Genomic DNA, 23,640 nt, shown 5'->3' with positions numbered 1-23,640 from the left:
TTCTTTGGGTGGTCAGGCTTGTGGCGTGTGTCAGGATCGTGGTCCAACGCTTTGCCGAGCGAAAGCACTGGGTCCCCGCTTTCGCGGGGATGAGCGGATGATTTAATGGCCGATACTGCAACCTCCGCACCGATCCCATTGGGCCAGGGGATCAAGCCCGCAGGACCTGTCGCCAACACGGCAGCAGCCGACCGCCTGCTGGAAACCCTGATCGAGGCCGCCGATACCGATGGCTGGCGCGACGCCCTCGACGCCGCCTGGCCCGCTCTGGCCCCGGTCGTGGGAGGCTCCCCCTATCTCGCCGGACTGATGCGTCGTCGCCCCGCCGATCTGCGCCGCCTGCTGGAACAGGATCCCGCCGCCAGCCTCGCCGAAATCATCCGCGACACCGATGCGCTGGACGCCGAGCCGGACGAGGTCCGCGCCCCGCTGCGAGTGCTGAAGGCCGATCTGCACCTGCTGACCGCCCTGGCCGATCTGGGCGGCGTCTGGGATCTGGATCAGGTCACCGACGCCTTGTCGAAGTTCGCCGATGCATCATGCCGCGCCGCCCTGCGCGCCGTCGCCGCCGAACAGAGGGCGCGCGGTCGGCTGGTCTCGCCCCCCGGAGATCCGCGCGGTCCGATCCCCGGCCTGTTCGGCCTGGCCATGGGCAAGCACGGCGCAAACGAGTTGAACTATTCCTCCGACATCGACATCTCCCTCTTCTTCGAGCCGCGCCTGCTGGTCCTGGCACTGCGCGAGGGCGAGGAGATGCAGGATTTCGCCAATCGCGTCGGCAAGGGGATCGCCACTCTGCTGACCGAGCGGACGGCCGACGGCTACGTCTTCCGCGTCGATCTGCGGCTGCGGCCCGACCCCTCCTCGACCCCGCCGGTAGTCGCCGGGCCGATGGCCCTGGCCTACTATGAGAGCGTCGGTCAGAACTGGGAGCGGGCGGCCTTCATCAAGGCGCGGCCGGTGCTGGGCGACATGCGGGCGGCGGGCCGGTTCCTGAAGGCGATGATCCCCTTCATCTGGCGGCGCAGCCTGGACTACGCCGCCGTGCTCGACATCCAGTCGATCAAGAAGCAGATCCACGTCCACAAGACCGGCGAGGGGCTGCGCGCCGCCGGCGCCAATCTGAAACTGGGGCGGGGCGGCATCCGCGAGATCGAATTCTACGCCCAGACCCAGCAGTTGATCCTGGGCGGGCGCGATCCGGGCTTGCGCAAACAGCGCACGCTGGAGGCGCTGAAGGCGCTGGCTGACGCCGACCATATCCCCCAGGCGGTCTGCGAGGAGCTGTCGGCCGCCTATGTCGAGCTGCGCGGGCTGGAACACCGGGTGCAGATGCTCGACGACGAGCAGACTCACCGTCTGCCCGAGGACCGCGAACGCCGCGCCGCCGTCGCCGCGCTGGCCGGTTCCGGCGATCTGGCGGCCTTCGACGCCCATGTCGAGGCCCTGCTGGTCCGGGTCAACACCCGCTACGGCGAGCTGTTCGAGGGCGGCGAGGATCTGGATTCCAGCTACGGCAGCCTGGTCTTCACCGGCGTCGAGAACGATCCCGAGACGCTGGAGACCCTGCGCCGCATGGGCTTCTCCGAGGCCCCGTCCGTCGCCGACACCATCCGCAGCTGGCACCACGGCCGCATCCCGGCGACGCGGACGGCGAGGGGGCGCGAACTGTTCACCCGCCTTGCCCCGCGCCTGCTGGAGGCCCTGGCGCGCTCCGGCGCGCCAGACGATGCGTTTCGGCGTTTCGCGACCTTCTTCTCGGGCCTGGCTGCCGGGGTTCAGGTCCAGGCCCTGTTCCTGAACCAGCCCAAACTGTTCGAGATGGTGCTGGGGGTCATGGCCTTTGCGCCGCGCCTGGCCCGGACCCTGGGGCGGCAACCGGCGGCGTTGGACGGGGTGCTGGACGCCCGCTTTCTGGCCGACCTGTCCGCCGAGACCGGCCTGACGGAACAGATCCTGCGCGAAGCCGGCGAGACCGAGGATTTCGAAGGCGCCATGAACGCCGTGCGCCGCCTGCACCGCGAACAGATGTTCCGCATCGGCATCCACGCCCTGACCGGCCGTGCAGGGCCTGAGGCGGCGGGCCGCGCCTATGCCGCCTTGGCCGATGCGGCCATGCGGACACTGTCGCCGGCGGCCCTGGCCGAGACGGAACGGCTGGGCGGCGCCTTGCCCGGCGCGGTGGCGGTGGTGGCCCTGGGCAAGGCCGGATCGCGCGAGATGACGGCCGGATCCGACCTGGACCTGATGACCCTTTACGAGGCGCCGCCGGAGGCCGCGTCCGCGATCAAGGGCTGGACCGCCGATGTCTTCTACGCCCGTTTCACCCAGCGGCTGATCGCGGCCTTGTCGGCCCACACGGCCGAGGGCGGCCTGTACGAGGTCGATATGCGGCTGCGGCCTACCGGCTCCAAGGGGCCGGTGTCGGTGCGCCTGAAAGCCTTCGACGACTATTACGCCCGCGAGGCCGAGACCTGGGAGTTCATGGTCCTGACCCGCGCCCGCGTCGTGTGGGCCAGCGACGCCAAGTTCGGCGCCCAGGTGTCCGCCGCCATCGAGGCCGCCCTGCGCCGCCCGCGCTCCGGCGTCGATATCGCCGCCGATGTGCGCAAGATGCGCGGCCTCATGGATCGCGAACGTCGGCCCCATGGCTTCTGGGATCTGAAACTGTCGCCCGGCGGCCAGGTGGATGCTGAGTTCGCAGCCCAGTTCCGTCAGCTGCAGGCCGCCGCCATCGGTGAACCTCTGACGTTATCGACGCTGGAGGCCCTGCACGACGATCCGGTCCTGGCCGAGGCCTGGCGGGTGCAGCAGCGTCTGGCGCACCTGCTGGCCGCCGCCTTCGAGGGGCGGGTCGATCCCGAGGCCGAGCCGTCCGTCGTCCAGCTGCGTCTGGCCGAGGCGGCGGGCGCTCAAGATTTCGAGAGCCTGAAGACCGAACTGACCGATCTGAGGGCGAGGGCGCGCAAGGCCTTCGAGCGCGCCGTTCCTGCGGGCCGCGACGGAGATTTGGAGGCGCCGCGTTCAATCTCCTGACAGGGCAATGTCAAAGGGTCGCGCCACGCGGTCCATGGAGATGATCGAGATGAGAAAGACCTTTCTGACCGGCTTGAGCGTCATCGCGCTGGCCGCCGTCGCCGGGGCCGCGACCGCACAGGTTCCGCCTGCTCCGCATCAAGCGCGCGGCGAACCGAACCGCCAGATCACGCGCGCCGAGTTCGTCGATACACGCGTCGCCCGCCTGACCGCGCTGGATGCGAACCGCGACGGCACGGTCAGCGTCGAGGAACGTCAGGCCGGCATGCAGGCCCGCCGGGCCGAACTCGCCGACGCCCGCTTCGCCAAGCTGGACGCCAACGCCGACGGCTCCATCAGCCGCGCCGAGTTCGACGCCGGCCATGCCGCTCGCCCCGATCGCGGCCCGCGCGCAGAACGCGCCGGCAATCGTGAAGGCCCTCGCGGCGGTTCGCGTCACGCCCTGCGCGGTCCCGGTCGTCCGGGCGCCGAAGGGCGTGGTCCCGGCCGCGTACGCGGTCCGGTGGTGATCTCCGACGTCGCCGCCAAGCTGGGCGAGCGCTTCGACAAGATGGACGCCAACCGCGACGGCGTCATCTCGGCCGACGAGCGCCGCACCGCCATGACCGCCCATCGTGCGGAGCGTCAGGCCCAGCGTGCGGAACGCCGCGCAGCCCGTCCGGCGCAACAACTGGCTTCCCCCGCCCCGGCTTCGGAGTAAGAACGGTGTCGGGGTCGGCCGTCATGAACGAACCGGTCCCTTTCGTCAGCAACGGAAGAGGCAGGCTTGGTCGCGATCGTCGACCCCGACGAGGATTTGGTGCGCCGGGTGGGTCAAGGCGACCCGGCGGCCGCGCAGACGCTCGTCGCGCGCAAGCTGCCGCGCATCCTGGCCCTGGCTCAGCGAATGCTGGGCGACGCGGCCGAGGCCGAGGACGTGGCCCAGGAAGCCATGCTCAAGGCCTGGAGGCAGGCGCCGAAATGGACGCCCGGCAAGGCCAAGTTCGACACCTGGCTGCATCGGGTATCGCTGAACCTCTGCTACGACCGGCTGAGGCGACGCCGCGAAATCCCGACGGACACGCCGCCGGATCGCCCCGACGAGGGACCGGCGCCGGATCGGGGCCTGCTGGCCGCCGAGACGGGCGTGCGGGTCGAGGCGGCGCTGAAACGGCTGCCGGATCGCCAGCGCGAGGCCATCGTCCTGTGCCATTATCAGGAGCTGTCCAATATCGAGGCGGCAGCCCTGATGGAGATCAGCGTCGAGGCGCTGGAAAGTTTGTTGTCGCGCGGTCGTCGCGCATTGCGTCAGGCCCTTTCGGACATGGCCCCAGCCGGGTCGCCGAGGGCGGGTAGAGGAGACGGACGATGAAGGCGGAACGGTTGCACGCACTGGCGGACGCCTACGGCGCCGACCTGCGTCGGTGGCCCGCGTCCGAGCGTGCCTTCGCCGAAAGCCTGATCGCGGCCGATCCGTCGCTGAAAGCGGTGCTGGCCGAGGCGGCGACGCTGGACGCCTTGCTGAACGCCGCGTCGGCCCCGGTTCCGTCCGCCGCCCTGGCCGCGCGCATTCTGGCTGCCGCGCCTCAGCGCAAGGCACGTGGACGGCTGGGCAAGGCCGTCTGGTATCTGGGAGCGGGCTGGGCCGCCGCCGCCTGCGCGGGCGTGGTCGCCGGGGTCGGCCTGACGACCCATCTGACCGCCGACGCGCGGGCCGATGCGGTGCTCTATCAATCCTCGCTGACCGGCGTGGACGACACTGAGGTTCTGGGATGACGCCGAAGACCCTGAAGATCGCCCTGGCCGTCTCGGTGGCGCTGAACGTCTTCGCCGTCGCGGGCGCCGTGACCTATGGCGTCAATCGCGATCGGATCGAACGCAAGATCGAGGACCAGAGGCGCCCCGGTCGCGAAGGACCGCTGGCCGAAGTGCTGGCCGATCTGGATCCCGCCGTCCGCCAACGCGTGCGCGCGGCTCTGCGAGAATCGGCGCTGGCGGCGCGTCCCGATTTCGAGGCGGCGCGGGCGGCGCGGCGTGAGGCCATCGACGTCGCGGGCCAGCCTTCGCTGGACGCGGCCCGTGTTCAGACGCTGCTCGAACAATCCAGGGTCGCCGAGATGCGCGGCCGTACACGGCTGGAAAACGGCGCCGTCGCCGTTCTCGGCACGCTGACACCCGAGGAGCGCAAGGCCCTGACGCCGATTCTGCAGCGCAAGGGCGAGGCCCGTCGCGCCATCGTGCATGACGAACGGAAGGGCCGTCAGCCGGACGACCGTGCGCCCCGCTGACGGCCGAGCCGATCAGCCCTTCCTAGACGCCCGGAACGTCGCGACGGCGTCCACCGTCGCGCGGACCTTGGCCTCGATGGCGGCCCAGTCGCCCGACTTGACGGCCTCGTCGGTCACCAGTTTGGAGCCCATGCCCGCCGCCACGATGCCGGCGCCGAACCATTTGGCGATCGAAGCCTCATCGGGATCGACGCCGCCCGTCGGCATGATCTTGACCCATGGCATCGGCCCCTTGACCGCCTTGACGAAGTCCGGGCCGCCGACCGACGAACCGGGGAACAGTTTGACGATGTCGCAGCCCAGTTCGTGCGCCTCGCCGATGTCCGTCACCGAGCCGCAGCCGGGGAAATAGGCGACCATGCGACGGTTGCAGACCTTGGCCACGTCGGGGATCAGGCAGGGGCTGACCACGAACCGCGCGCCCCGGTTCAGATACAGCGACGCCGTGCCTGCATCGACCACCGAGCCGATGCCCAGCACCACGTCCGGATCGGTCTTGATCAGTTCGCGATTGATCTCGCCGAACAGGTCGCAGGCGAAGTCGCCGCGATTGGTGAACTCGACCACCGGCGCCCCGCCGCGCGCGCAGGCGCGAATGACGTTCAGGCTGACCTCGGCGTCGGGGTGATAGAAGACCGGGCACACGCCCTGGGTCTCCAGCGCCTGAAGCACGCTGACGCGATCATGGGCCATGGTCTGTCTCCGCCTGTCCCGGCGCGGGCCGGGATCTTGTGTTGCAACGACCGGTCGTCCCGGCCCTGAACCCCTGCTTATCCCAGCCGACGCGAAATGCGAAAGCGCCGCGCGGCGCTTTCGCTGGGCAGGGCGGAACTTATTGTTTCACCGGTGTCAGGCGGCGACGGCTCAACCGCCGTCCGGTCCGCATCCCTTGGCCAGCAGGGCGGCGTCGATCACCGATAGACGGGCCTGAGCGGCGTGCTCGGCGTCGGGCCTAGCCGTCGAATAGAGGACGGGCCGCTGCGAGAACCTCGGCGGTCCGCCTTGCGCGATCTGGGCGATCTGCTGCGTCGTGTCCTCGGCGACCAGACGCTGGCCGTGTAGTTGGCTGCAGGTCATCGCGCCCGCATCGACGGCACTCAACGTCGTCAGCATCGGATATTTCGTCCCCATGCACCCCGCCAGGGCGAGGCCGAAAACGAGCATCGGGATCGGCGCGTGTCTGATCATGGCGATATTGTGGAGCGCGGGAGCGTTTTCGTCCACGCGTTCGCCGTCAACTTACGACGCGCGCCTGCGCCAAGGCGGCCAGCCGTTCGACCATGCGGCTGTCCGGATTGAACAGCGGGTCCAACACCGTGAAATGGTTCAGGCCCGGCAGGGGCTTGAACAGTGTCTTCGCGTCGTGGGCGCCCCACCGCGCGGCCATGGCCTCGCTTTGGCGTCGGAAGGCGTCGCTTTCGGCCCCGCCGACGATGCAGTCCAGAACGGCGCCGGCGGGTGCGGGCCAGTGGATCGGCGACAGCGCGCGCGCTTCGGCCGGGCCCAGGTCCAGGGCGGCGTTCAGCGAGGTCGGGATCAGCGGCTCCAGGTCGAACACGCCCGAGATGGAGACGGCGGCCGAGGCGCGACCGTCCGCCAACAGACAGGCCGCCATATGGCCCCCAGCCGAATGGCCGCTGACGACGGGGCGGGCGCCGGTGCGGTCTTGGATCAGATCGACGGCGGCGCGCATCTGATCGACGATCCGGCCCAGCCGCACGGTCGGCGCCAAGTCATAGGTCGGGATGGCGACGCTGACGCCGTGGGCCAGCAGGGGCGGGGCGACGAAGCTGAACCAGTTCGCATCCAGCGCCTGCCAGTAGCCGCCATGGATGAAGACCACGACGGGCGCGCCTTTCCCTGCGTCGAACCAGTCGATCCGCTCGCGCGCGCCGGGGCCGTATTGCAGGACTTGTGGAGGATGGGCGGCGCGAGCGGCCGCCGATCCCGCCTTCCAGCGCGCCATGACGGCGGGGTGGTCGGGGACCAGGGCGCGGTTGTTGTATTGCCCCTCAAGAACGGCGTCTGTGTCTTGCGGCTTACCCAGCACGTGTTCATCCGCCCCAAATTTAAGCGAGAGCATGATTCACGTTTCTGGTGGAACCGCGTAGCGGTTCCACCAGAAACGATCATGCTCTACGAACGCCCTCGAACCAGAGGACTGATCCGCCATGATGACCGCCATCTTCGTCTTCATCAAATGCGAGCTGGGCTACGCCAATGAGGTGGCGGCCGACATCGTGGACAATGTCGAGAACGTCTCGGAGGTCTATTCGACCTCGGGTCAGCACGACCTGCTGGCCAAGTTCAACCTGCCGCGCGACGCCGACATCGGCACCTTCGTGACGAAACAGGTGCAGACGCGGCCGCATGTGCGAGACACCTTCACCGTCATCACCTTCTCGCCGTTCCTCCCGAAGGCGAGCTGACCTCGGCGGATCGCCGATCCGCAAAGGGTGACGTTGGCCCGAGGGGCGGCTAAACCGGCGTCATAGGGAGACACGACATGACGCGATCCAGCGCGCCCGCCTATCTGACCGGCTTTGGCAATCATTTCGCGACCGAGGCTGCGCCCGGCGCCCTGCCGGTTGGCCGGAACTCGCCGCAGAAGACGCCGATGGGCCTGTATGCCGAACAGTTGTCTGGCACGGCTTTCACCGCCCCGCGGGCCGAGAACCGCCGAAGCTGGCTGTATCGCCTGCGTCCCTCGGCCCAGCACGGGCCGTACACGCCCTTCGGCCAAGGTCTGGTGCGTTCCGGTCCGTTCGACGAGGCACCGCCCAATCCTAACCGGATGCGGTGGGATCCCCTGCCGATCCCCGAAGCGCCGACCGACTGGGTCGAGGGGCTGACCACCTATGGCGGCAACGGCGAGCCGGACGCCGGGGCGGGGGCGGGCATCCACCTGTATGTCGCCAACCGTTCGATGACCGACCGGGTCTTCTACGACGCCGATGGCGAGCTGCTGATCGTGCCCCAGGAGGGCGCGCATCGCTTCGTCACCGAGATGGGCGTAATCGAGGCCGAGCCGGGGCATGTGGTCCTGATCCCGCGCGGAGTGCGGTTCCGGGTCGAGGTCGAGGGGCCTGTTCGAGGTTATGTCTGCGAAAACTACGGCAGTCCGTTCCGCCTTCCGGATCTGGGCCCCATCGGCTCGAACGGCCTGGCCAATCCGCGCGACTTCGAGAGCCCGGTTGCGGCGTTCGAGGACGTGGATCGCCCGACCGAGTGCGTCCAGAAATACGGCGGCCGTCTGTGGGCCACCACCTTCGATCACAGCCCGGTGGACGTGGTCGCCTGGCATGGCAACCTGGCGCCCTGCCGCTATGACACGGCGCGGTTCAACACGATCAACACCGTCAGCTACGACCATCCCGATCCGTCGATCTTCACCGTCCTGACCAGCCCATCGGAGACGCCGGGCACGGCCAACATCGATTTTGTCATCTTCCCGCCGCGCTGGATGGTGGCCGAACAGACCTTCCGCCCGCCTTGGTTCCACAGGAATGTCATGAGCGAGTTCATGGGGCTGGTGACCGGCGCCTATGACGCGAAGGCGGGCGGGTTCGCACCAGGCGGCGCCTCCCTGCACAACCGGATGAGCGGGCACGGCCCGGATCAGGCCAGCTATGAGGGGGCGATCAAGGCGGAGCTGAAGCCGCACAAGATCACCGACACCCTGGCCTTCATGTTCGAAACGCGCGCGCCGATCCGCGTCACGAAATGGGCGTCCGAATCACCGCAGATGCAGCTCGACTACGACGACTGCTGGTCAGGCTTCACCAAAGGACAGATCTCATGATCCGTATTTCGCTCATCGCCGCCGCCGCTCTGCTGGCTGCCGCCTGCTCGCCCCAGACGACGACCAGCGCCGGGGCGAATGCGCCGATGCAGAGCGCCGAGGCCTCGTCCTGCGCCACGCGCGGCGGCACGATGCAACAGGTGGGCCGGATGCAGTCCTGGCAGTGCGTCGTCCGCTATGCCGACGCCGGCAAGCGCTGCACCGACGGCGACCAATGCCAGGCTGACTGCCTGATCGAGGGCAACAGTGGCGTCGCGCCGGGGGCGGCCGCGGCGGGCGTCTGTCAGGCCACCAGCAACCGCTTCGGCTGCAACACTCCGGTCGAAGACGGCAAGGCCGGCCCGACGCTCTGCATCGACTGATCCTTCGGGCAAGGAAAAGCCCCCGTCGCGAACGACGGGGGCTGATCCATCCGTAAACGGATTTAGTGGGTCGCCCGACCTTAGTGCGTCGAAGGCGTGTTGGCCGTCGTGGCGCCGCCGTCGGCGTTGCCGGCTTGCTGTTCGACCATGTCAGCCTTGCGGTCGGCGTTCTTCTCGACCTGATCGGCTTGGTCGTTCAGCGCCTTCTCCTGCGCTTCGTTCGGAGTGGCGGCGGCCTGGGCTTCCAACTGATCAGCGCGGGCCTCGCCCGTGGCTTCGATGGCGTCGGCCTGCTTTTCTGCGGCCTTGTCGGCAGCGCTTTCACCGCAGGCGGCGACGCCGGCGAGCATGAACAGCGATGCGGCGGCGATGGCGAATTTCTTCATTTTTGTTTCCTCTCCTTGGTGGAGATCAGGAAACGTTATGGCGACGTTTCGGTTCACGCCGCCGTGAGATTTTCGTGATCGCCCACCATCGTCAGTCGTCGGATTGGGCGAAGGCGACGCGTGCGGCGCCCAGCAGCGCGGCGTGTTTGTGCATGATCACCTTGGTCGGAATCTCGGACATATAGTCCTTGAACCGCCCTTTGCGCTCGAACCGCTGGCGGAAGGGGCTGGCCTTGATGAAGGGCAGGATGCGCGGGACGATGCCGCCGGCGATATAGACGCCGCCGCGCGCCCCGGTGGTCAGGGCGATGTCGCCGGCGACCGCGCCCAGGATGGCGCAGAAGCGGGCCAGGGTCGCGCCGCACGGGCTGTTGGGATCCTTCATCGCCGTCTCGGTGATCTCGGCCGGGTCGTCGATGTGGGTCTCGCGGCCGTCGATCTCGGCCAGGGCGCGGTGCATGTTCAGCAGGCCGGGACCGCAGATCAGGCGTTCGATGGAGACGCGGTCATAGCGACGGCGCAGGATGCGCAGGATTTCGTCCTCGATCGGATCGCCGGGGGGGAAGCAGGCGTGGCCGCCCTCGGACGGCATGGCCATTTCCTTGCCGTGGGAGTCGCGCACCAGGGCGGCGACGCCGAAGCCGGTGCCGGGACCCAGCACGGCCACGGTGGAGTGGGGATCGCCGTCCACCGGTCCGCCCAGGCTTTCCAGCTGGTCTTCCGGCACGATGGGCGCGCCCCAGGCCAGGGCCTCGAAATCGTTGATCAGCTTGACCGGCTTCAGGCCCAGGGTCTGAAGCTCGGTCTCGGACACCGCCCAAGGCGAGTTGGTCAGGTCGATGGCGCCGTCCGTCACCGGGCCGGCCACGGCGATCACGCCGCCGGTCGGCTTGACCTCGCAGCCGTCCACAAAGGCGGCGACGCCTTCCAGGAAGGTCGGATAGGTCTCGGCCGGGAAGCTTTCGTGGTGGTCCAGGACGGGCTTTCCGTCCACCATGCGCGCCACGGCGAAGCGGGCGTTGGTGCCGCCGACGTCACCGACGAGAAGGGTCTTGTCATTCATTGAGGCGTTTCCTGCGCTCGGTTCGGTGGATCAGGCGTCCACGGTCCGATCGACGAAGTTGGGGTTGGGCGGTGTGTCGTCATGACCGCGTGAGCCGGTCGGGACGGCGAAACAGACGGTCGCCCCCTGTTCGGCCGTGGTGACCACATGGCGGAAGGCGCCGAACAGTTCGCGGCCATAGCCCCAGGACGAGCCCTCGGCGTTGGCGGCGGATCGGGAGGCGAGAGGACGGGCGGTCAGGTCGGCGATCCCGACCGTGGTCAGCACCCCGGCCTCGGCGTCCAGACGGATGATGTCGCCGTCCTGCACATGGGCCAGGGGCCCGCCCGCCAAGGCTTCGGGCGAGACGTGGATGGCGGCGGGCGTCTTGCCGCTGGCGCCCGACATGCGGCCGTCGGTGACGAAGGCGACCTTGAACCCCTTGTCCTGAATGACCGACAGGGCCGGCGACAGGCTGTGCAACTCGGGCATGCCGTTGGCCTTGGGTCCTTGGAAGCGCAGGACCACGACCACGTCGCGGAACAGCTTGCCGTCCCGGAAGGCTTGCAGCGCGTCTTCCTGGGTTTCGAACACGGCGGCGGGGGCTTCGACGATGCGGTTCTCGGGCTTGACCGCCGAGATCTTGATCACCGCGCGGCCCAGGTCGCCCTTGACGAGTCGCAGGCCGCCCTCCTTGTCGAACGGGTTCGAGGCGGGGCGCAGGATGTCCAGGTCCAGGCTTTCCGCGACGCCGTCGCGCCAGACCAGTTCGCCGTCCACCATCGACGGCTCCTGGAAATAGGCCTCGATACCCTGACCCATGATGGTCGTGACGTCGGTGTGGATATTACCGGCCTTGGCCAGTTCACGGGCGATAAAGGCGACGCCACCGGCGGCCTGGAAGGCGTTCACGTCGGCCGAGCCGTTCGGATAGACCCGCGCCAGCAGCGGCGTGACCGACGACAGCTCGTCCATGTCGGTCCAGTCGATCAGCACGCCCGCCGCCCGCGCCATGGCGACCAGGTGGATGGCGTGGTTGGTCGAACCGCCCGTAGCGAGCAGGGCCACGATCATGTTGACGATGGACTTCTCACTGATGACATCGGCCATGCGGCATTCGCCACTGCGGGCCAGTTCGACCGCCCGCTTGGCCGCCGCCGCCGTCAGCGCGTCGCGCAGGCCGGTGTCGGGATGGACGAAGGCGGTGGACGGCATGTGCAGGCCGCCCAGCTCCATCATCATCTGGTTGGAGTTGGCCGTGCCGTAGAAGGTGCAGGTGCCGGGCGAGTGGTAGCTGCCGATCTCGCTTTCCAGCAGGGTGTGGCGATCGACCTTGTTCTGGGCGTACTCGGCGCGGACGCGCGCTTTTTCCGCATTCGGAATGCCCGACGGCATCGGGCCTGCGGGTGCGAAGACGACCGGCAGATGGCCGAACGCCAGGGCGCCCATGAACAGGCCGGGCACGATCTTGTCGCAGACGCCCAGCATCAGGGCGGAATCGAAGGCGTCGTGCGTCAGGGCGACGCCGGTGGACATGGCGATCACGTCGCGGCTGAACAGCGACAGCTCCATGCCGGGGCGGCCTTGGGTGACGCCATCGCACATGGCGGGGGTGCCACCGGCGACCTGGGCCGTGGCGCCGACCTCGCGCACGGCCTTCCTGACTACATCGGGGAAGCGTTCGAACGGCTGGTGGGCCGACAGCATGTCGTTATAGGCGGTGACGATGCCCAGGTTGGGCTTGGACCCATCCATGGCCGTCAGCTTGTCGGCGATGGTCTGGCCGGCGAAGGCGTGGGCCCAATTGGCGCAGCTCAGCTTGGCGCGGCCGACGCCGCTGTCGCGGGCGGCGTCCATACGGCGGATGTAGTCGGCGCGGGTCTCGCGGCTTTTTTCGACGATGCGGGCGGTGACCGCCGCAACGGTTGGGTGAAGCGCCATATCAGCCTTCCTCCGTCCACAGAACTTCAAGGGGAACGCCGGCGGCGATCAGGGCGGCGATGGGCTGGATCTTTGGGTCGCCCTGGGCCTGCTCTTCGAAGACCCGACGCTTGGTCTCGCCCTTCAGGCCCAGGATCACCCGACCGGCCGACATCAGATAGGGCAGGTTGATCGACAGCCGCTCCAGGGTAGGCGCGGCGCCGTCGCGGCCGTGGGGCACGCCCAGGACCGTCGGCTTCAGCGTCGGCGTCAGCAGGGTCTTCAGCGTCGGGCTGTCAGGGAACATGGAGCAGATATGGCCATCCTCGCCCATGCCGAGAAGGACCGCGTCGAAACGCCCGCCCGCATCGGCCAGGGCATGGGCCGCCACGATGCCCGCACGGTCCACCGTGACCTCGGGCGTATAAAGCGGGATGAAACGCGCCACCGCCGCCTCGTCCTGCAACAGCACGTCACGGATCAGGCGGGCATTCGATTCCGGCGAGGTCTCTGGCACATAACGCTCGTCCACCAGGGTCACGGCGATCTTGGACCAGTCCAGATCGGTTGCGGCGAGACGGCGATAAACTGGGGCCGGCGTCGACCCGCCCGGCCCTGCGAACAGGGCGCGGCCATTGTCGCGCACGGCGGCGCCCAGGGTCTCGGCCAGGCGCGCGGCGATAGCCTCGGCCCAGGTCTCGACGGTGGCGAAGGTTTCGATGGGGCGGGCCTCAGACATCGGTCGTGTTCCAGTCGCGGCCGGTCCGCATCATCAGCATGTCGGCGCTGTCGGGACCCCAGGTGCCGGCGACGTATTCGTCGGGCTTCAGGCCGGATTCGGCCCAGGCCTCGGACACCTCGTCCACCCATTTCCAGGCCTGTTCCGCCTCGTCGCGGCGCACGAACAGGGTGGAGTCGCCCGCCATCGCATCCAGCAGCAGCCGCTCATAGGCGACCCGGCGGCGCGGCGGGGCGGCGGACTTGCCGTCCCCCGAATTGGGCACGCCCCACGACAGGCTCATCTTGATCGGCTGAAGCTGCATCCGGCGATCCAGGCCCGGACGCTTGTTCATCACCGTCAGCGAGATGTCTTCCTCGGGCTGCAACTCGATGATCATGCGGTTGGCCTGAACCTCTCCCCGATCATCGCGGTCGAAGATCGAATGGGGCACCGGCTTGAACTGGATGACGATCTCGGTGCGCTTTTCGGGCAGGCGCTTGCCGGTCCGCATGAAGAAGGGCACGCCGGCCCAGCGCCAGTTGTCGATGTCGGCGCGCACGGCGACGAAGGTCTCGGTGTCGGACTCGGCTCCGCGTTCCTCATCATAGCCCTTGGCCGGCTTGCCCTCGCTGACGCCCGCCACATACTGGCCGCGCACGGTGACGCGCTCGACCTCGTCTACCGTGACGGGCCGCAGGGACCGCAGCACCTTGACCTTCTCGTTGCGCACCGAGTCCGGGTCCAGGTCGCTGGGCGGCTCCATCGCCACCAGGCAGAGCAGCTGCAGCATGTGGTTCTGCAGCATGTCGCGCAGGGCGCCGTATTCGTCATAGTAGGGCCAGCGGTCGCCGACCCCCACCGTCTCGCCGACCGTGATCTGGACGTGGTCTATGGTCAGATTGTTCCACAGCGGCTCGAAGATGGTGTTGCCGAAGCGTAGGGCGATCAGGTTCTGGACCGTCTCCTTGCCCAGATAGTGGTCGATGCGGAACACCTGGCTCTCGCTGAAGGCGTGGGCCACGGCGTCGTCGATTTCCCGGAAGGACTTCAGGTCACGCCCGACCGGCTTCTCCAGCACAATGCGGGCGTTCTTGTCCGCCAGACCCGCCGCCTTCATCGCCGTGACGATGCGGGCGTAAAGCGAGGGGGAGACGGCCAGGAAGGATGTGACCTCGCCGTCGCCGACCTTGTCCTTCAGCGGCTTGAGGCTGGCGGGCGAGGTGGCGTCTACCGCCAGATAATCCAGGCGGGCCTTCATCTTGGTCCAGCTTGTTTCGTCCCAGGCTTGGTCGGCCTCGGCGCGGGCCTTCACGGCCTCATGAACCTTGGCGATATAGTCGTCGGCGCTCTCTTCCGAGCGGGCGGCGCCGATGATCTTCAGCCCTTCAGGCAGAAGACCGTCGTGTTCGAGGAAATAGAGCGACGGCAGCAGCATGCGCATCGCCAGATCGCCGCCGCCGCCGAACAGAATGAGAGCCGCCATAGAATTTCCCTCGACTGTCCCATTTGTCGGGACGAACGCCTTTACGGCCTAGCCGCTGTCTTTGGCCGCTTCCGCACGCGAGGCCAACACGTCCAGCACGTCCTGAAACACCATGTTACGGGCATGGAGAAGAACGAGCAGGTGATAGATCAAATCCGCAGCCTCGCTGGCGAGTTCCTCGTCCGGACCCGCGACGCCGGCCAGGGCGGTCTCGACACCCTCCTCGCCGACCTTCTGAGCGATGCGTTTGGGCCCCTGGGCAATCAGTTTGGCGGTCCAGCTTTCGGACGGATCGGCGGCGGCGCGCACGGCGATGGTCTGTTCCAGCCGGGCGATACGGCCCACGCCCGGCGCATCGGCGTCGCCGAAACAACTGGTCCGGTTCAGGTGACAGGCGTTGCCGACGGGCCGGACCGATAGGACCAGGGCGTCGTTGTCGCAATCGGGCGTGACGCCCACGACATGCAGCCGGTCGCCCGAGGTCTCGCCCTTCCTCCACCGCCCGCTTCGCGAACGCGAGAAGAAGGTAGCCTCGCCGGAGGCGATGGTCTCGTCCAGCGCGGCGCGGTCCATATAGGCCAGGGTCAGGACCTGAAGCGTGGCGGCGTCCTGCACCACCACGGGAACCAGGCCGTCGCCCTTGGCGAAGTCGATGGTGTTTGGATCGAGGGTCATATCCGCATCTCCAGGCCTTGGTCGGCCAGGTATCGCTTGAGGTCGGGAATGGCGATGGCGCCGGTGTGGAAGACGCTGGCGGCGAGGGCGCCGGAGACGTCGGCCTGTTCGAACACGTTCCTGAAATGTTCGGGCGCGCCCGCGCCGCCCGAGGCGATCAGGGGAATGGTGAGGCGCGCGCGGGCGGCGGACAGTTGGTCGATGTCGTAGCCGCGTCGGACCCCGTCCTGGTCGATGCAGTTCAGCACGATCTCGCCTGCGCCCAAGCCTTGCGCCTCGTCCAGCCAGTCCAGGGTGCGTTTGCCCGCGTGGCGGCGGGCGTCGGGGTCGCCGGTGTATTTGTGGACCACCCATTCGCCATCCTCCAGACGGCTGTCGACGCCGACGACGACGCACTGGCTGCCCAGCCTTGCGGCCATTTCGGCGATCAGCTCGGGACGTTCCAGCGCGGGGGAGTTGATCGACACCTTGTCCGCGCCGTGATCCAGGCAGCGGGCCGCCTGGTCCACGCTGCGAATCCCGCCGGCGACGCAGAAGGGGATGTCCAGCAGCCGGGCGATATCCTTGATCCAGCCATAGTCCAGCGTCCGGCCCTCGGGACTGGCGGTGATGTCGTAGAAGACCAGTTCGTCGGCGCCCGCGTCGCGATAACGGGCGGCCAGTTCCGCCGCGTCGCCCATGTCGGTATGGCCGACGAACTTCACGCCCTTGACCACCCGGCCGTCCTTGACGTCCAGGCAGGGGATGATCCGCCGGGCGGTCATTCCGCCGCTGCGATGGCTTCGGGCAGGGTAAACCGGCCTTCGTAGAGGGCGCGGCCGACGATGACCCCGTGACAGCCCAGAGCCTTGACCTCCGCGATGTCGTCCAACGACGAGACCCCGCCCGAGGCTTGGAGCACCAGGTCGGGGCGGCGCTGACGGATTTCGGCCAGCAGGTCCAGGTTCGGCCCGGTCAGGGCGCCGTCGCGGCCGACGTCGGTGACCAACAGGTGTTTGGCCGTCCCCTTGGGATAGCGATCCAGCGCCTCCCACAGGGTCACGCCCGACGACTGGGTCCAGCCCTTTAGGGCGGGGACGGGCACGCCGTCCTCGATCTTGACGTCCAGGGCCAGGGTGATGTGTTCGACGCCGAAGCCCTTGAGCCAGGCGGCCACATCGTTGGGCTGGGTCACCGCCAGGGAGCCCACGACGACGCGGGATACGCCCGCGTCCAGTAACTTAGCCACGTCATTGGCGCCGCGGACGCCGCCGCCCGACTGGATCTTGACGTCGATGGCCTGGGTCATTTCGCCGATCAGGCCGTGCTGACGCGCTTCGCCCGCCTCGGCGCCGTCCAGATCGACGATGTGGATCCACTGAGCCCCCTCGGCCGCGAAGGCGGTCAGCCGGGCGGCCGGCTGTTCGTCATATTGGGTCACCTGGTCGAACTTGCCGTGCATCAGGCGCACGCAGACGCCGTCCTTCAGGTCGATGGCGGGATAGATCAGCATGTCAGGCCCAGGAAGTTCTTGAGGATGGTCGCCCCGGCCTCGGCCGAGCGTTCGGGGTGAAACTGGCAGCCCCAGCGGTTGGCGGATCGCACCATGGCCGGAACGGCGCCGCCATAGTCGGCGCGGGCTAGTGTCGCCGGGCCGTCGGGACAGACATAGCCGTGGACGAAATAGGCGTAGGCGCCGTCGGCGACGCCTTCCAGCAGCGGGTCGTCGCGGTCCCGCGTCAGGCGGCTCCAGCCCATGTGCGGCACGGGCAGGGCCCCTGCCGGCTCCAGCCGCGTCACTGTGCCGGGGATCAGGTCCAGCAGATCAACGCCCTCACCCTCCTCGCTGGCGCCGAACAGCAGTTGCTGACCCAGGCAGACGCCCAGCAGGGGGCGGGGGAAGGCGCGGATCGGTTCGACCAGACCCAGTTCGGTCAGGCGGCTCATGGCGTAGCCGGCTGCGCCGACGCCGGGCAGAATGACTCGTTCGGCGTCCGCGATCACGGCGGGATCGTCGGTCAAGCGCACGGTCGCGCCCAGCCGCTCCAGCGCGAACTGGACCGAGGCGACATTGCCGGCGCCATAGGCGATGACGGCGACTTCCATCAGCAATCCTCCACGGCGACGCGGGGGAGGGGGACCGCCCGTAGGGTGGTGGAGGGGGCGGATACGGGCCGGGTGTTAACCGTCAGATGACGGAGTGCGGGTTCGCCCCCTCCACCACTTCGTGGTCCCCCTCCCCCGTTGCGCTGCGCTTCTCGGGGGAGGATTTGGCGCATGTGCATCACAGCACCCCCTTGGTGGATGGCACCGTATCCCCCTCGACCCGGATGGCCTGGCGCAGGGCGCGGCCGAAGGCCTTATAGACGGCCTCCGTCTTGTGGTGGTCGTCCTGGCCCGTGACCTTGATGTGGACGGCGGCGCCCATGGCCTCGGCCAGGGAGCGGAACACGTGGGCCGTCAGGTCGGTCCGGTAGTCGCCGATGAAGGGGGTCTCGAACGTCCCTTCGAACAGCGGATAGGGGCGGCCGGACAGGTCGATGGACACGGTCGCATTGGCCTCGTCCATCGGCAGGACAAAGCCGTAGCGGGCGATGCCCTTCCTTTCGCCCAGCGCCTGTTTCAGCGCCTGCCCCAGAGCGATGGCGCTGTCCTCGATCGTGTGGTGCGGGTCGGTGTGCAGGTCGCCCTCGCACTGAAGCCGCAGGGAAAAGCCGCCGTGGGCCGCGATCTGCTCCAGCATGTGGTCGAAGAAGCCGACGCCGGTTTCGATCTTCACCGGGCCGGGCGCGTCCAGATCGACGGCGCAGACGATGCGGGTCTCTTTGGTGTCACGCACGGCCTGGCCGACGCGGGCCGGGCGGCGCTTGGCGGGCGTCAGGCCGAAGGCGGCCAGCAGCCGGTCGTTGACCTCGGGTTTGATGGAGACGGGCAGACGCAGGCGGTCGCCGGACAGGTCGGCCTCGACGCCGTAGGCCTTAAGACCGGCCAGGGCGGCGGCGGGGTCTTCGGGTCGGGCCATGATGATGGGGCCGACGCCGGCCTCGACGTTCATCTGGCGACCCAGCTCGCGGGCCACCCGCTCGCGCTCGCGCCGGACCGACGCGATCCGTTCGGCGGTCTCGATCATGCGGGAAGGGTCGAGCGCCTGCTGCGCCAGCCGCACCAGGGGTTCGGGCAGGGCGTAGGGCTCCAGCACCGAGGCGAGGCGGGCCAGGGTCGGGGCCTGTGCGATCGCGGCGCCGACGCGGGCGCCGGCCAGGCCGTAGGCCAGGGACAGGCTGCGCAGCACGACCAGGTTGGGCTGGTCGGCGACGACCGTGACGGCCGAGACGCTGTCGGAGAACTCGATCAGGCCCTCGTCCACCACCAGCAGGGCAGGGGCGACGCGGGCGGCCATTTCGGCGACGGCCTCCGGCGAGCCCAGCGCGCGGATGACCACGACTGCGGGTTCGCCCTGGGCCGGATAGATGGCGGCCAGACTGTCATAGGGCTCGGCCTTGGGCGCCTCGACCGAACCGCCGTCGCGGGCGGCGAGGCGCCAGGCCAGTTCCAGCCCGTGCGTCAGGCCGCGCACGGGCAGAACCTGTTCGGTGGGCACGGCGTAGACGGCGGCCATGCGGGCGCCGAGGGCCGAGGCGTCGCCGGGATAGCGGTCCAGGCCCTCGCCGCCGGAGACCAGCGGGGGATAGGGGGCGGGCAGGGTCATGAGCGTTCTCCTTCTCCCCTTGGGGGAGAAGGTGGCTCGCGGAGCGAGACGGATGAGGGGGCTGTCAGATACAGGCCTGTTCTTGCCGTCAGCGAGGCGGACAGAGCCCCCTCATCCGAGCCCTCCGGGCCCACCTTCTCCCCCAAGGGGAGAAGGACGTTTGCTATAAGGTTCATCCCTCGCTCCTCAAATCGGCGGCGCGGGCGTGAGCGTCGAGGCCTTCCATCCGGGCCAGGCGGGCGGCGATGGGAGCAAGCGCGCGGGCGCCGGCCTCGGTAACCAGCTGGACCGACATAGTGGTCATGAAGCTGGCGGTGGTGACGCCGCCCAGGGTGCGGGCGCCGCCGTCGGTGGGCAGGACGTGGCTGGGGCCGGCCGCATAGTCGCCCAGGGTCTCGGCCGCGAACCGGCCGACGAAGACGGCGCCGGCGGCCTTGATCGAATCCACCAGAGGCTCTGGATCGTCGATCTGGATCGCCAAATGTTCGGGACCATAGAGGTTGGCGACCTCTGCGGCGTCGTCGAGGTCGCGGACCAGGATGGCGCGGGCCTCGTTCAGCGAGGCGCGAGCGATGGCTTCGCGCGGCAGGGTGGCGATCTGAACCTCAACCTCCGACAGGATGTAGTCGATGGTGGCGCGGCTGGTGGAGACCAGGATGACTTGGGCGTCCGCATCGTGCTCGGCCTGGCTGAGCAGGTCGGCGGCGGCGATCTCGGGGGCTGCGTCGCGGTCGACGATGATCATCAGTTCGGACGGGCCGGCGGGCATGTCGACGGCGGGTCCGCCGGGCAAGGCGGTCGCCTGTTTCTTGGCCTCGGCGACAAACGCGTTGCCGGGGCCGAACAGCTTGTCGCAGGCGGGGATGGTTCCGTCCTCCAGCTCGACGCCGAAGGTCAGGGCGGCGATGGCCTGGGCGCCGCCCATCAGCCAGATCGCGTCCAAGCCCGCCTCGGCGGCGGCCAGGATCATGGCGGGGTGGACGCCGCCGTCTTTTGAAGGCGGGGTGACGGCGACGCGCTGGCCCACGCCCGCGACGCCGGCCGGGATGGCCAGCATCAACAGGGACGAGAACAGGGGCGCGGTGCCGCCGGGGATGTAGAGACCGGCCGAGGCGATGGGACGCCAGGCCAGTTTGGAGCGCACGCCGGGCGTGGTCTCGATGAAGGGGGTGTCTTCCGGCTTGGTCGCCTGGTGGAAGACGCGGACATTCTCGGCCGCCATGCGCAGGGCGCGGACGTCGCCGGGGGGCAGGGCGTTGCGGGCCTCGGCTACGGCCTGCGGCGTTATGGCGATGCGGCGGGGCGGGGCCTTGTCCAGCTTCATGCACCAGTCGGTGACGGCCGCGCCGCCACGTTCGCGCACATCGTCCAGAATGGTGCGGACCACCTCGGTCACGTCGCCGGCGGTGCGCTGGGCGGGGCGGGCCAAGGCCGCCTTTTTCCCGGCGGCGTCGAGGGAAGACCAGTCGATGCGTTTGAAGGCGGAGGTCATTACATCATCTTCTCGATGGGCAGGACCAGGATGGCCGAGGCGCCGGCGGCCTTCAGCTTCTCCAGCGTCTCCCAAAAGACGGCCTCCTGACAGACGGCGTGGACGGCGACCGCGTCGTCACGACCCATCAGGGGCATGACGGTCGGCGACCCTGCGCCGGGCAGGATGGCCGTGATCTGGTCCAGCGAGGCGCGCGGCGCGTTCAGCATCACGTATTTGGCGCCCTGCGAGGACACCACGCCGGACATGCGTTCGATAACGCTGTCCAACAGATGTTGCAGGCCGGGCTCGGGCGCGACGGGGGACTGGATCAGGACCGCCTGGCTTTCCAGCACCGTGTCCTTGGCGCCCAGGCCGTTTGCCTCCAGCGTCGCGCCGGTCGAGACCAGGTCGCAGATGGCGGCGGCCAGCTTCAGCCGGGGGGCGACCTCGACGGCGCCGCGCATGACGACGATCTCGGCCTTGACCCCGCGTTCGTCGAGGAAGCGGCGCAGGATCTTCGGATAGGACGTGGCGATGCGCAGACCGTCCAGCGAGGCCGCGCCGTCATAGGCCAGGGTCGGAGGTGTAGCGATCTTCAGCGTGCAGCGGCCGAAGCCCAGCGGCATGACGATGGAGGCGTTGGCCCCGCCGTTCTTGCCTTCCTCCAACACGTTCTCGCCAACGATCCCCAGGTCGCACACGCCGTCGGCCACGAAGGTGGGGATGTCGTCGTCGCGCACGCGCAGCAGGTCGATCGGATAGTTCTCGACCCGATAGAGCAGGTCGTTGTGACCCTTGACCCATTTCAGGCCCGCGTCGCGGATCAGGTCGAGGCTGCGGTCGGCCAGACGGCCTGATTTCTGGACGGCGATGCGAAGCCGGCCCTGGACGGTGCTCATGTTCGGATACTCAGTTCGTGTTCTTCAGGCGATCCAGGGCGAGGCGATAGCCCTGGTGCGGCATGTCTTTCAGATAACGGGCGACGCGGACGACGGTGGTGGGGCTGGCGTGGGCCTCGGCCGCGATCTCGCGATAGGATTTGCCGCCCGCGTCGAGCAGGCGCGCCACCTGCCAGCGCTCGGAGAAGGCGCGTAGTTCCGCCGGGGTGCAGAGGTCTGCCAGAAAGGCGTCGATCTCCGTGCGCGTCTGCATCGACAGCAGGGCGTCATGGAGGGCGTCACGGGCGGGCGGGGTCGTCATGCGCGTTCCACTATGCTGTAACGGTGGAACGGTCAAGGGGTGTTCAGTGGCGAGTGGCGAGTGATGAGTGGCGAGAAAATCTGAGCATCCGTCTCGTGCTCGCCACTCGCCACTCGCCACTCGCCACTCTACATCCCTCCCATGACCAAGGTTCTCATCATCGGCGCCGGGCACGCCGGCGGCTCCGTCGCGGCCTTTCTGCGGCAGTACGGCCATGAGGGGCCGATCGTGTTGGCGGGCGAGGAGGATGCGCCGCCGTATCAGCGGCCGCCCCTGTCCAAGGCCTGGCTGAAGGGCGAGGCGGATCTGGAGGCGCTGCTGCTGCGGCCGCTGAGCTTCTATGAGGAACAGGGGATCGACTTCCGGCCTTCGACCGTCGCCGTGTCGGTGGACCCAGAGGCGAAGACGGTCACCTTCCATGACGGTTCGTCCGAGACCTATGACTTCCTGGTGCTGGCGACGGGATCGACGGCGCGCAAGCTGCCGGTTCCGGGCGGGGATCACCCCGACCTGCTGGAACTGCGCACGCTCAAGGACGCAGAGCGGCTGAAGGCCGTGCTGGGGCCGGGCAAGCGGCTGGCGGTGGTCGGCGGCGGCTATGTGGGGCTGGAGGCGGCGGCTTCGGCCCGCGCCCTGGGCGCAGAGGCGGTGGTGATCGAGCGGGCGCAGCGCGTGCTGGCGCGGGTGGCGTCGGAGACGCTGTCGGCCTTCTTCACGGCCCAGCACCGGGCGCACGGGGTCGAGATCCTGACCGACGCAGAGGTGGTCGCCGTCGCCCATGACGGTGTCAGCCTGGCGGACGGATCGGTGGTGCGGGCGGATGCGGTGCTGGTCGGCGTCGGGGCGCTGGCGTGCGACAGCCTGGCGCGGTCGGCGGGTCTGACCTGTGATGACGGGGTGGTGGTGGACGGCGAAGCGCGCACCAGCGATCCGGCCATCTTCGCCGTCGGCGACATGACGCGGCGGCCGGTTCCGGTGCACGGCGTACATCACCGTCTGGAAAGCGTGCCCAATGCGCTGGAGCAGGCGAAACAGGCCGCCGCCGCCATCGTCGGGCGCGCCGGACCGACGCCCGAGGTTCCGTGGTTCTGGTCGGATCAGTATGACTTCAAGCTGCAGATCGCGGGCCTGCCGTTCGACGCCGACCGCCAGGTGGTGCGCGGCGATTCGTCGGTGGGGGGCTTTGCGGTCTTTCACCTGAATGGCGACCGTGTGGTCTGCGTCGAGGCCGTCAACGCCCCGCCCGAGTTCATGGCCGGAAAGCAGCTGATCGGCAAGGCGACGCCGGTGGACGTAGCCAAGCTGGCCGATCCGGCGATTTCGATGAAAGCCGTGGCGGCCGGTTAGTTGTCTCCTCCCCACTTGTGGGGAGGGGGACCGCGAAGCGGTGGAGGGGCTCTCGACGTCCCACGGCGCTGGTGGATGCGGTGAAGAGCCCCTCCGTCACGGCGCGAAGAGCGCCGCGCCACCTCCCCATCGCTTTGCGATAGGGAGGAGACAGGTCCCTCGTCGCCGCAGTGCAACAAAACTGTTGCGCTTTTCGTTTGGGGACGATCAAGCTGCGACTTCAACGCGGCGGGGGCG

The 23,640-nt window shown here is 68.7% G+C and carries 24 protein-coding genes and 1 pseudogene; 9 read left to right on the top strand and 16 right to left on the bottom strand.

Annotated elements, in window-relative coordinates; genetic code table 11:
- The first annotated feature begins 105 nt into the window (after positions 1 to 105).
- The 5 genes from ACZZZD_RS07890 to ACZZZD_RS07870 all read left to right on the top strand — a co-directional run bounded on the left by ACZZZD_RS07890 (position 106) and on the right by ACZZZD_RS07870 (position 5,303).
- Positions 106 to 3,036 carry a bifunctional [glutamine synthetase] adenylyltransferase/[glutamine synthetase]-adenylyl-L-tyrosine phosphorylase gene (locus ACZZZD_RS07890; protein ID WP_463434072.1) on the top strand — a complete coding sequence of 977 codons (2,931 nt, stop codon included), beginning with the start codon at positions 106 to 108 and terminating at the stop codon, positions 3,034 to 3,036.
- 49 nt (positions 3,037 to 3,085) lie between these two features.
- A complete protein-coding gene (locus tag ACZZZD_RS07885; protein WP_463434071.1) occupies positions 3,086 to 3,736 on the top strand; it encodes an EF-hand domain-containing protein in 651 nt (216 codons plus the stop codon).
- A 66-nt stretch (positions 3,737 to 3,802) separates the two neighbouring features.
- Positions 3,803 to 4,387 (top strand): RNA polymerase sigma factor, encoded by a 585-nt coding sequence (locus tag ACZZZD_RS07880; protein WP_463434069.1) that lies wholly within the window; start codon positions 3,803 to 3,805, stop codon positions 4,385 to 4,387.
- Positions 4,384 to 4,791: a hypothetical protein gene (locus ACZZZD_RS07875; RefSeq protein ID WP_463434068.1), complete on the top strand. Its 408-nt coding sequence runs from the start codon at positions 4,384 to 4,386 to the stop codon at positions 4,789 to 4,791. The genes ACZZZD_RS07880 and ACZZZD_RS07875 overlap by 4 nt, the downstream gene beginning before the upstream one ends.
- Positions 4,788 to 5,303: a periplasmic heavy metal sensor gene (locus ACZZZD_RS07870; RefSeq protein WP_463434066.1), complete on the top strand. Its 516-nt coding sequence runs from the start codon at positions 4,788 to 4,790 to the stop codon at positions 5,301 to 5,303. The genes ACZZZD_RS07875 and ACZZZD_RS07870 overlap by 4 nt, the downstream gene beginning before the upstream one ends.
- 12 nt (positions 5,304 to 5,315) lie before the next feature.
- Here ACZZZD_RS07870 and ACZZZD_RS07865 read toward each other — a convergent pair whose 3' ends face one another.
- The 3 genes from ACZZZD_RS07865 to ACZZZD_RS07855 all read right to left on the bottom strand — a co-directional run bounded on the left by ACZZZD_RS07865 (position 5,316) and on the right by ACZZZD_RS07855 (position 7,386).
- Positions 5,316 to 5,996 carry a bifunctional 4-hydroxy-2-oxoglutarate aldolase/2-dehydro-3-deoxy-phosphogluconate aldolase gene (locus tag ACZZZD_RS07865; protein ID WP_463434064.1) on the bottom strand — a complete coding sequence of 227 codons (681 nt, stop codon included), beginning with the start codon at positions 5,994 to 5,996 and terminating at the stop codon, positions 5,316 to 5,318.
- Positions 5,997 to 6,167: 171 nt separating this feature from the next.
- The gene (locus ACZZZD_RS07860) at positions 6,168 to 6,491 is read right to left on the bottom strand and encodes a hypothetical protein (RefSeq protein ID WP_463434063.1); all 324 of its coding nucleotides are present in this window, start codon (positions 6,489 to 6,491) and stop codon (positions 6,168 to 6,170) included.
- 46 nt (positions 6,492 to 6,537) lie between these two features.
- On the bottom strand, positions 6,538 to 7,386 hold the full coding sequence (locus tag ACZZZD_RS07855) for an alpha/beta hydrolase (protein ID WP_463434062.1): 849 nt from the start codon (positions 7,384 to 7,386) through the stop codon (positions 6,538 to 6,540).
- An 88-nt stretch (positions 7,387 to 7,474) separates the two neighbouring features.
- On the opposite strand from ACZZZD_RS07855, the gene ACZZZD_RS07850 reads away from it, so the two are divergent.
- The 3 genes from ACZZZD_RS07850 (at position 7,475) to ACZZZD_RS07840 (ending at position 9,467) form a co-directional block, all read left to right on the top strand.
- Positions 7,475 to 7,732, top strand: coding sequence for an Lrp/AsnC ligand binding domain-containing protein (locus tag ACZZZD_RS07850; protein WP_463434061.1), 258 nt, complete (start codon positions 7,475 to 7,477; stop codon positions 7,730 to 7,732).
- A gap of 77 nt (positions 7,733 to 7,809) precedes the next feature.
- On the top strand, positions 7,810 to 9,105 hold the full coding sequence (gene hmgA, locus ACZZZD_RS07845) for a homogentisate 1,2-dioxygenase (RefSeq protein WP_463434059.1): 1,296 nt from the start codon (positions 7,810 to 7,812) through the stop codon (positions 9,103 to 9,105).
- Complete coding sequence (locus tag ACZZZD_RS07840) at positions 9,102 to 9,467, top strand: hypothetical protein (protein WP_463434057.1); 366 nt, start codon at positions 9,102 to 9,104, stop codon at positions 9,465 to 9,467. The genes hmgA and ACZZZD_RS07840 overlap by 4 nt, the downstream gene beginning before the upstream one ends.
- 80 nt (positions 9,468 to 9,547) lie before the next feature.
- Here ACZZZD_RS07840 and ACZZZD_RS07835 read toward each other — a convergent pair whose 3' ends face one another.
- The 13 genes and pseudogenes from ACZZZD_RS07835 to ACZZZD_RS07775 form a co-directional block, all read right to left on the bottom strand.
- Entirely contained in the window at positions 9,548 to 9,853 is a 306-nt protein-coding gene (locus ACZZZD_RS07835) for a hypothetical protein (protein ID WP_463434056.1), read from the bottom strand.
- A 91-nt stretch (positions 9,854 to 9,944) separates the two neighbouring features.
- Positions 9,945 to 10,925, bottom strand: a pseudogene (glk, locus tag ACZZZD_RS07830) (glucokinase); the annotation flags it as partial.
- Between the two features lie 21 nt (positions 10,926 to 10,946).
- Entirely contained in the window at positions 10,947 to 12,836 is a 1,890-nt protein-coding gene (gene edd / locus ACZZZD_RS07825) for a phosphogluconate dehydratase (protein ID WP_463434055.1), read from the bottom strand.
- A 1-nt stretch (position 12,837) separates the two neighbouring features.
- On the bottom strand, positions 12,838 to 13,554 hold the full coding sequence (gene pgl / locus ACZZZD_RS07820) for a 6-phosphogluconolactonase (RefSeq protein WP_463434054.1): 717 nt from the start codon (positions 13,552 to 13,554) through the stop codon (positions 12,838 to 12,840).
- Positions 13,547 to 15,019 (bottom strand): glucose-6-phosphate dehydrogenase, encoded by a 1,473-nt coding sequence (gene zwf, locus ACZZZD_RS07815; RefSeq protein ID WP_463434053.1) that lies wholly within the window; start codon positions 15,017 to 15,019, stop codon positions 13,547 to 13,549. Before zwf ends, pgl begins: the two co-directional genes overlap by 8 nt.
- A 48-nt stretch (positions 15,020 to 15,067) precedes the next feature.
- Positions 15,068 to 15,694, bottom strand: a complete 627-nt coding sequence (gene hisIE / locus ACZZZD_RS07810; protein WP_463434052.1) for a bifunctional phosphoribosyl-AMP cyclohydrolase/phosphoribosyl-ATP diphosphatase HisIE — start codon at positions 15,692 to 15,694, stop codon at positions 15,068 to 15,070.
- Positions 15,691 to 16,458: an imidazole glycerol phosphate synthase subunit HisF gene (hisF, locus tag ACZZZD_RS07805; protein WP_463434050.1), complete on the bottom strand. Its 768-nt coding sequence runs from the start codon at positions 16,456 to 16,458 to the stop codon at positions 15,691 to 15,693. The genes hisIE and hisF overlap by 4 nt, the downstream gene beginning before the upstream one ends.
- Positions 16,455 to 17,186, bottom strand: a complete 732-nt coding sequence (hisA, locus tag ACZZZD_RS07800; RefSeq protein ID WP_463434049.1) for a 1-(5-phosphoribosyl)-5-[(5-phosphoribosylamino)methylideneamino]imidazole-4-carboxamide isomerase — start codon at positions 17,184 to 17,186, stop codon at positions 16,455 to 16,457. Before hisA ends, hisF begins: the two co-directional genes overlap by 4 nt.
- A complete protein-coding gene (gene hisH / locus ACZZZD_RS07795; RefSeq protein WP_463434048.1) occupies positions 17,180 to 17,779 on the bottom strand; it encodes an imidazole glycerol phosphate synthase subunit HisH in 600 nt (199 codons plus the stop codon). Before hisH ends, hisA begins: the two co-directional genes overlap by 7 nt.
- A 178-nt stretch (positions 17,780 to 17,957) precedes the next feature.
- Positions 17,958 to 19,382, bottom strand: coding sequence for an imidazoleglycerol-phosphate dehydratase HisB (hisB, locus tag ACZZZD_RS07790; protein ID WP_463434047.1), 1,425 nt, complete (start codon positions 19,380 to 19,382; stop codon positions 17,958 to 17,960).
- A gap of 172 nt (positions 19,383 to 19,554) precedes the next feature.
- Positions 19,555 to 20,874, bottom strand: a complete 1,320-nt coding sequence (gene hisD, locus ACZZZD_RS07785) for a histidinol dehydrogenase (RefSeq protein ID WP_463434046.1) — start codon at positions 20,872 to 20,874, stop codon at positions 19,555 to 19,557.
- Entirely contained in the window at positions 20,874 to 21,755 is an 882-nt protein-coding gene (gene hisG / locus ACZZZD_RS07780; RefSeq protein WP_463434045.1) for an ATP phosphoribosyltransferase, read from the bottom strand. The genes hisD and hisG overlap by 1 nt, the downstream gene beginning before the upstream one ends.
- A gap of 10 nt (positions 21,756 to 21,765) precedes the next feature.
- On the bottom strand, positions 21,766 to 22,056 hold the full coding sequence (locus ACZZZD_RS07775) for a YerC/YecD family TrpR-related protein (RefSeq protein WP_463434044.1): 291 nt from the start codon (positions 22,054 to 22,056) through the stop codon (positions 21,766 to 21,768).
- A 141-nt stretch (positions 22,057 to 22,197) separates the two neighbouring features.
- Here ACZZZD_RS07775 and ACZZZD_RS07770 point away from each other — a divergent pair, with 141 nt between their 5' ends.
- The gene (locus tag ACZZZD_RS07770; protein ID WP_463434042.1) at positions 22,198 to 23,403 is read left to right on the top strand and encodes an NAD(P)/FAD-dependent oxidoreductase; all 1,206 of its coding nucleotides are present in this window, start codon (positions 22,198 to 22,200) and stop codon (positions 23,401 to 23,403) included.
- The last annotated feature ends 237 nt before the right edge of the window (positions 23,404 to 23,640 follow it).

Source organism: Brevundimonas sp. AC546 (assembly GCF_979258305.1).
Note: the sequence above shows the minus strand (reverse complement) of the source record. Positions and strands in the feature narration are given on the sequence as shown.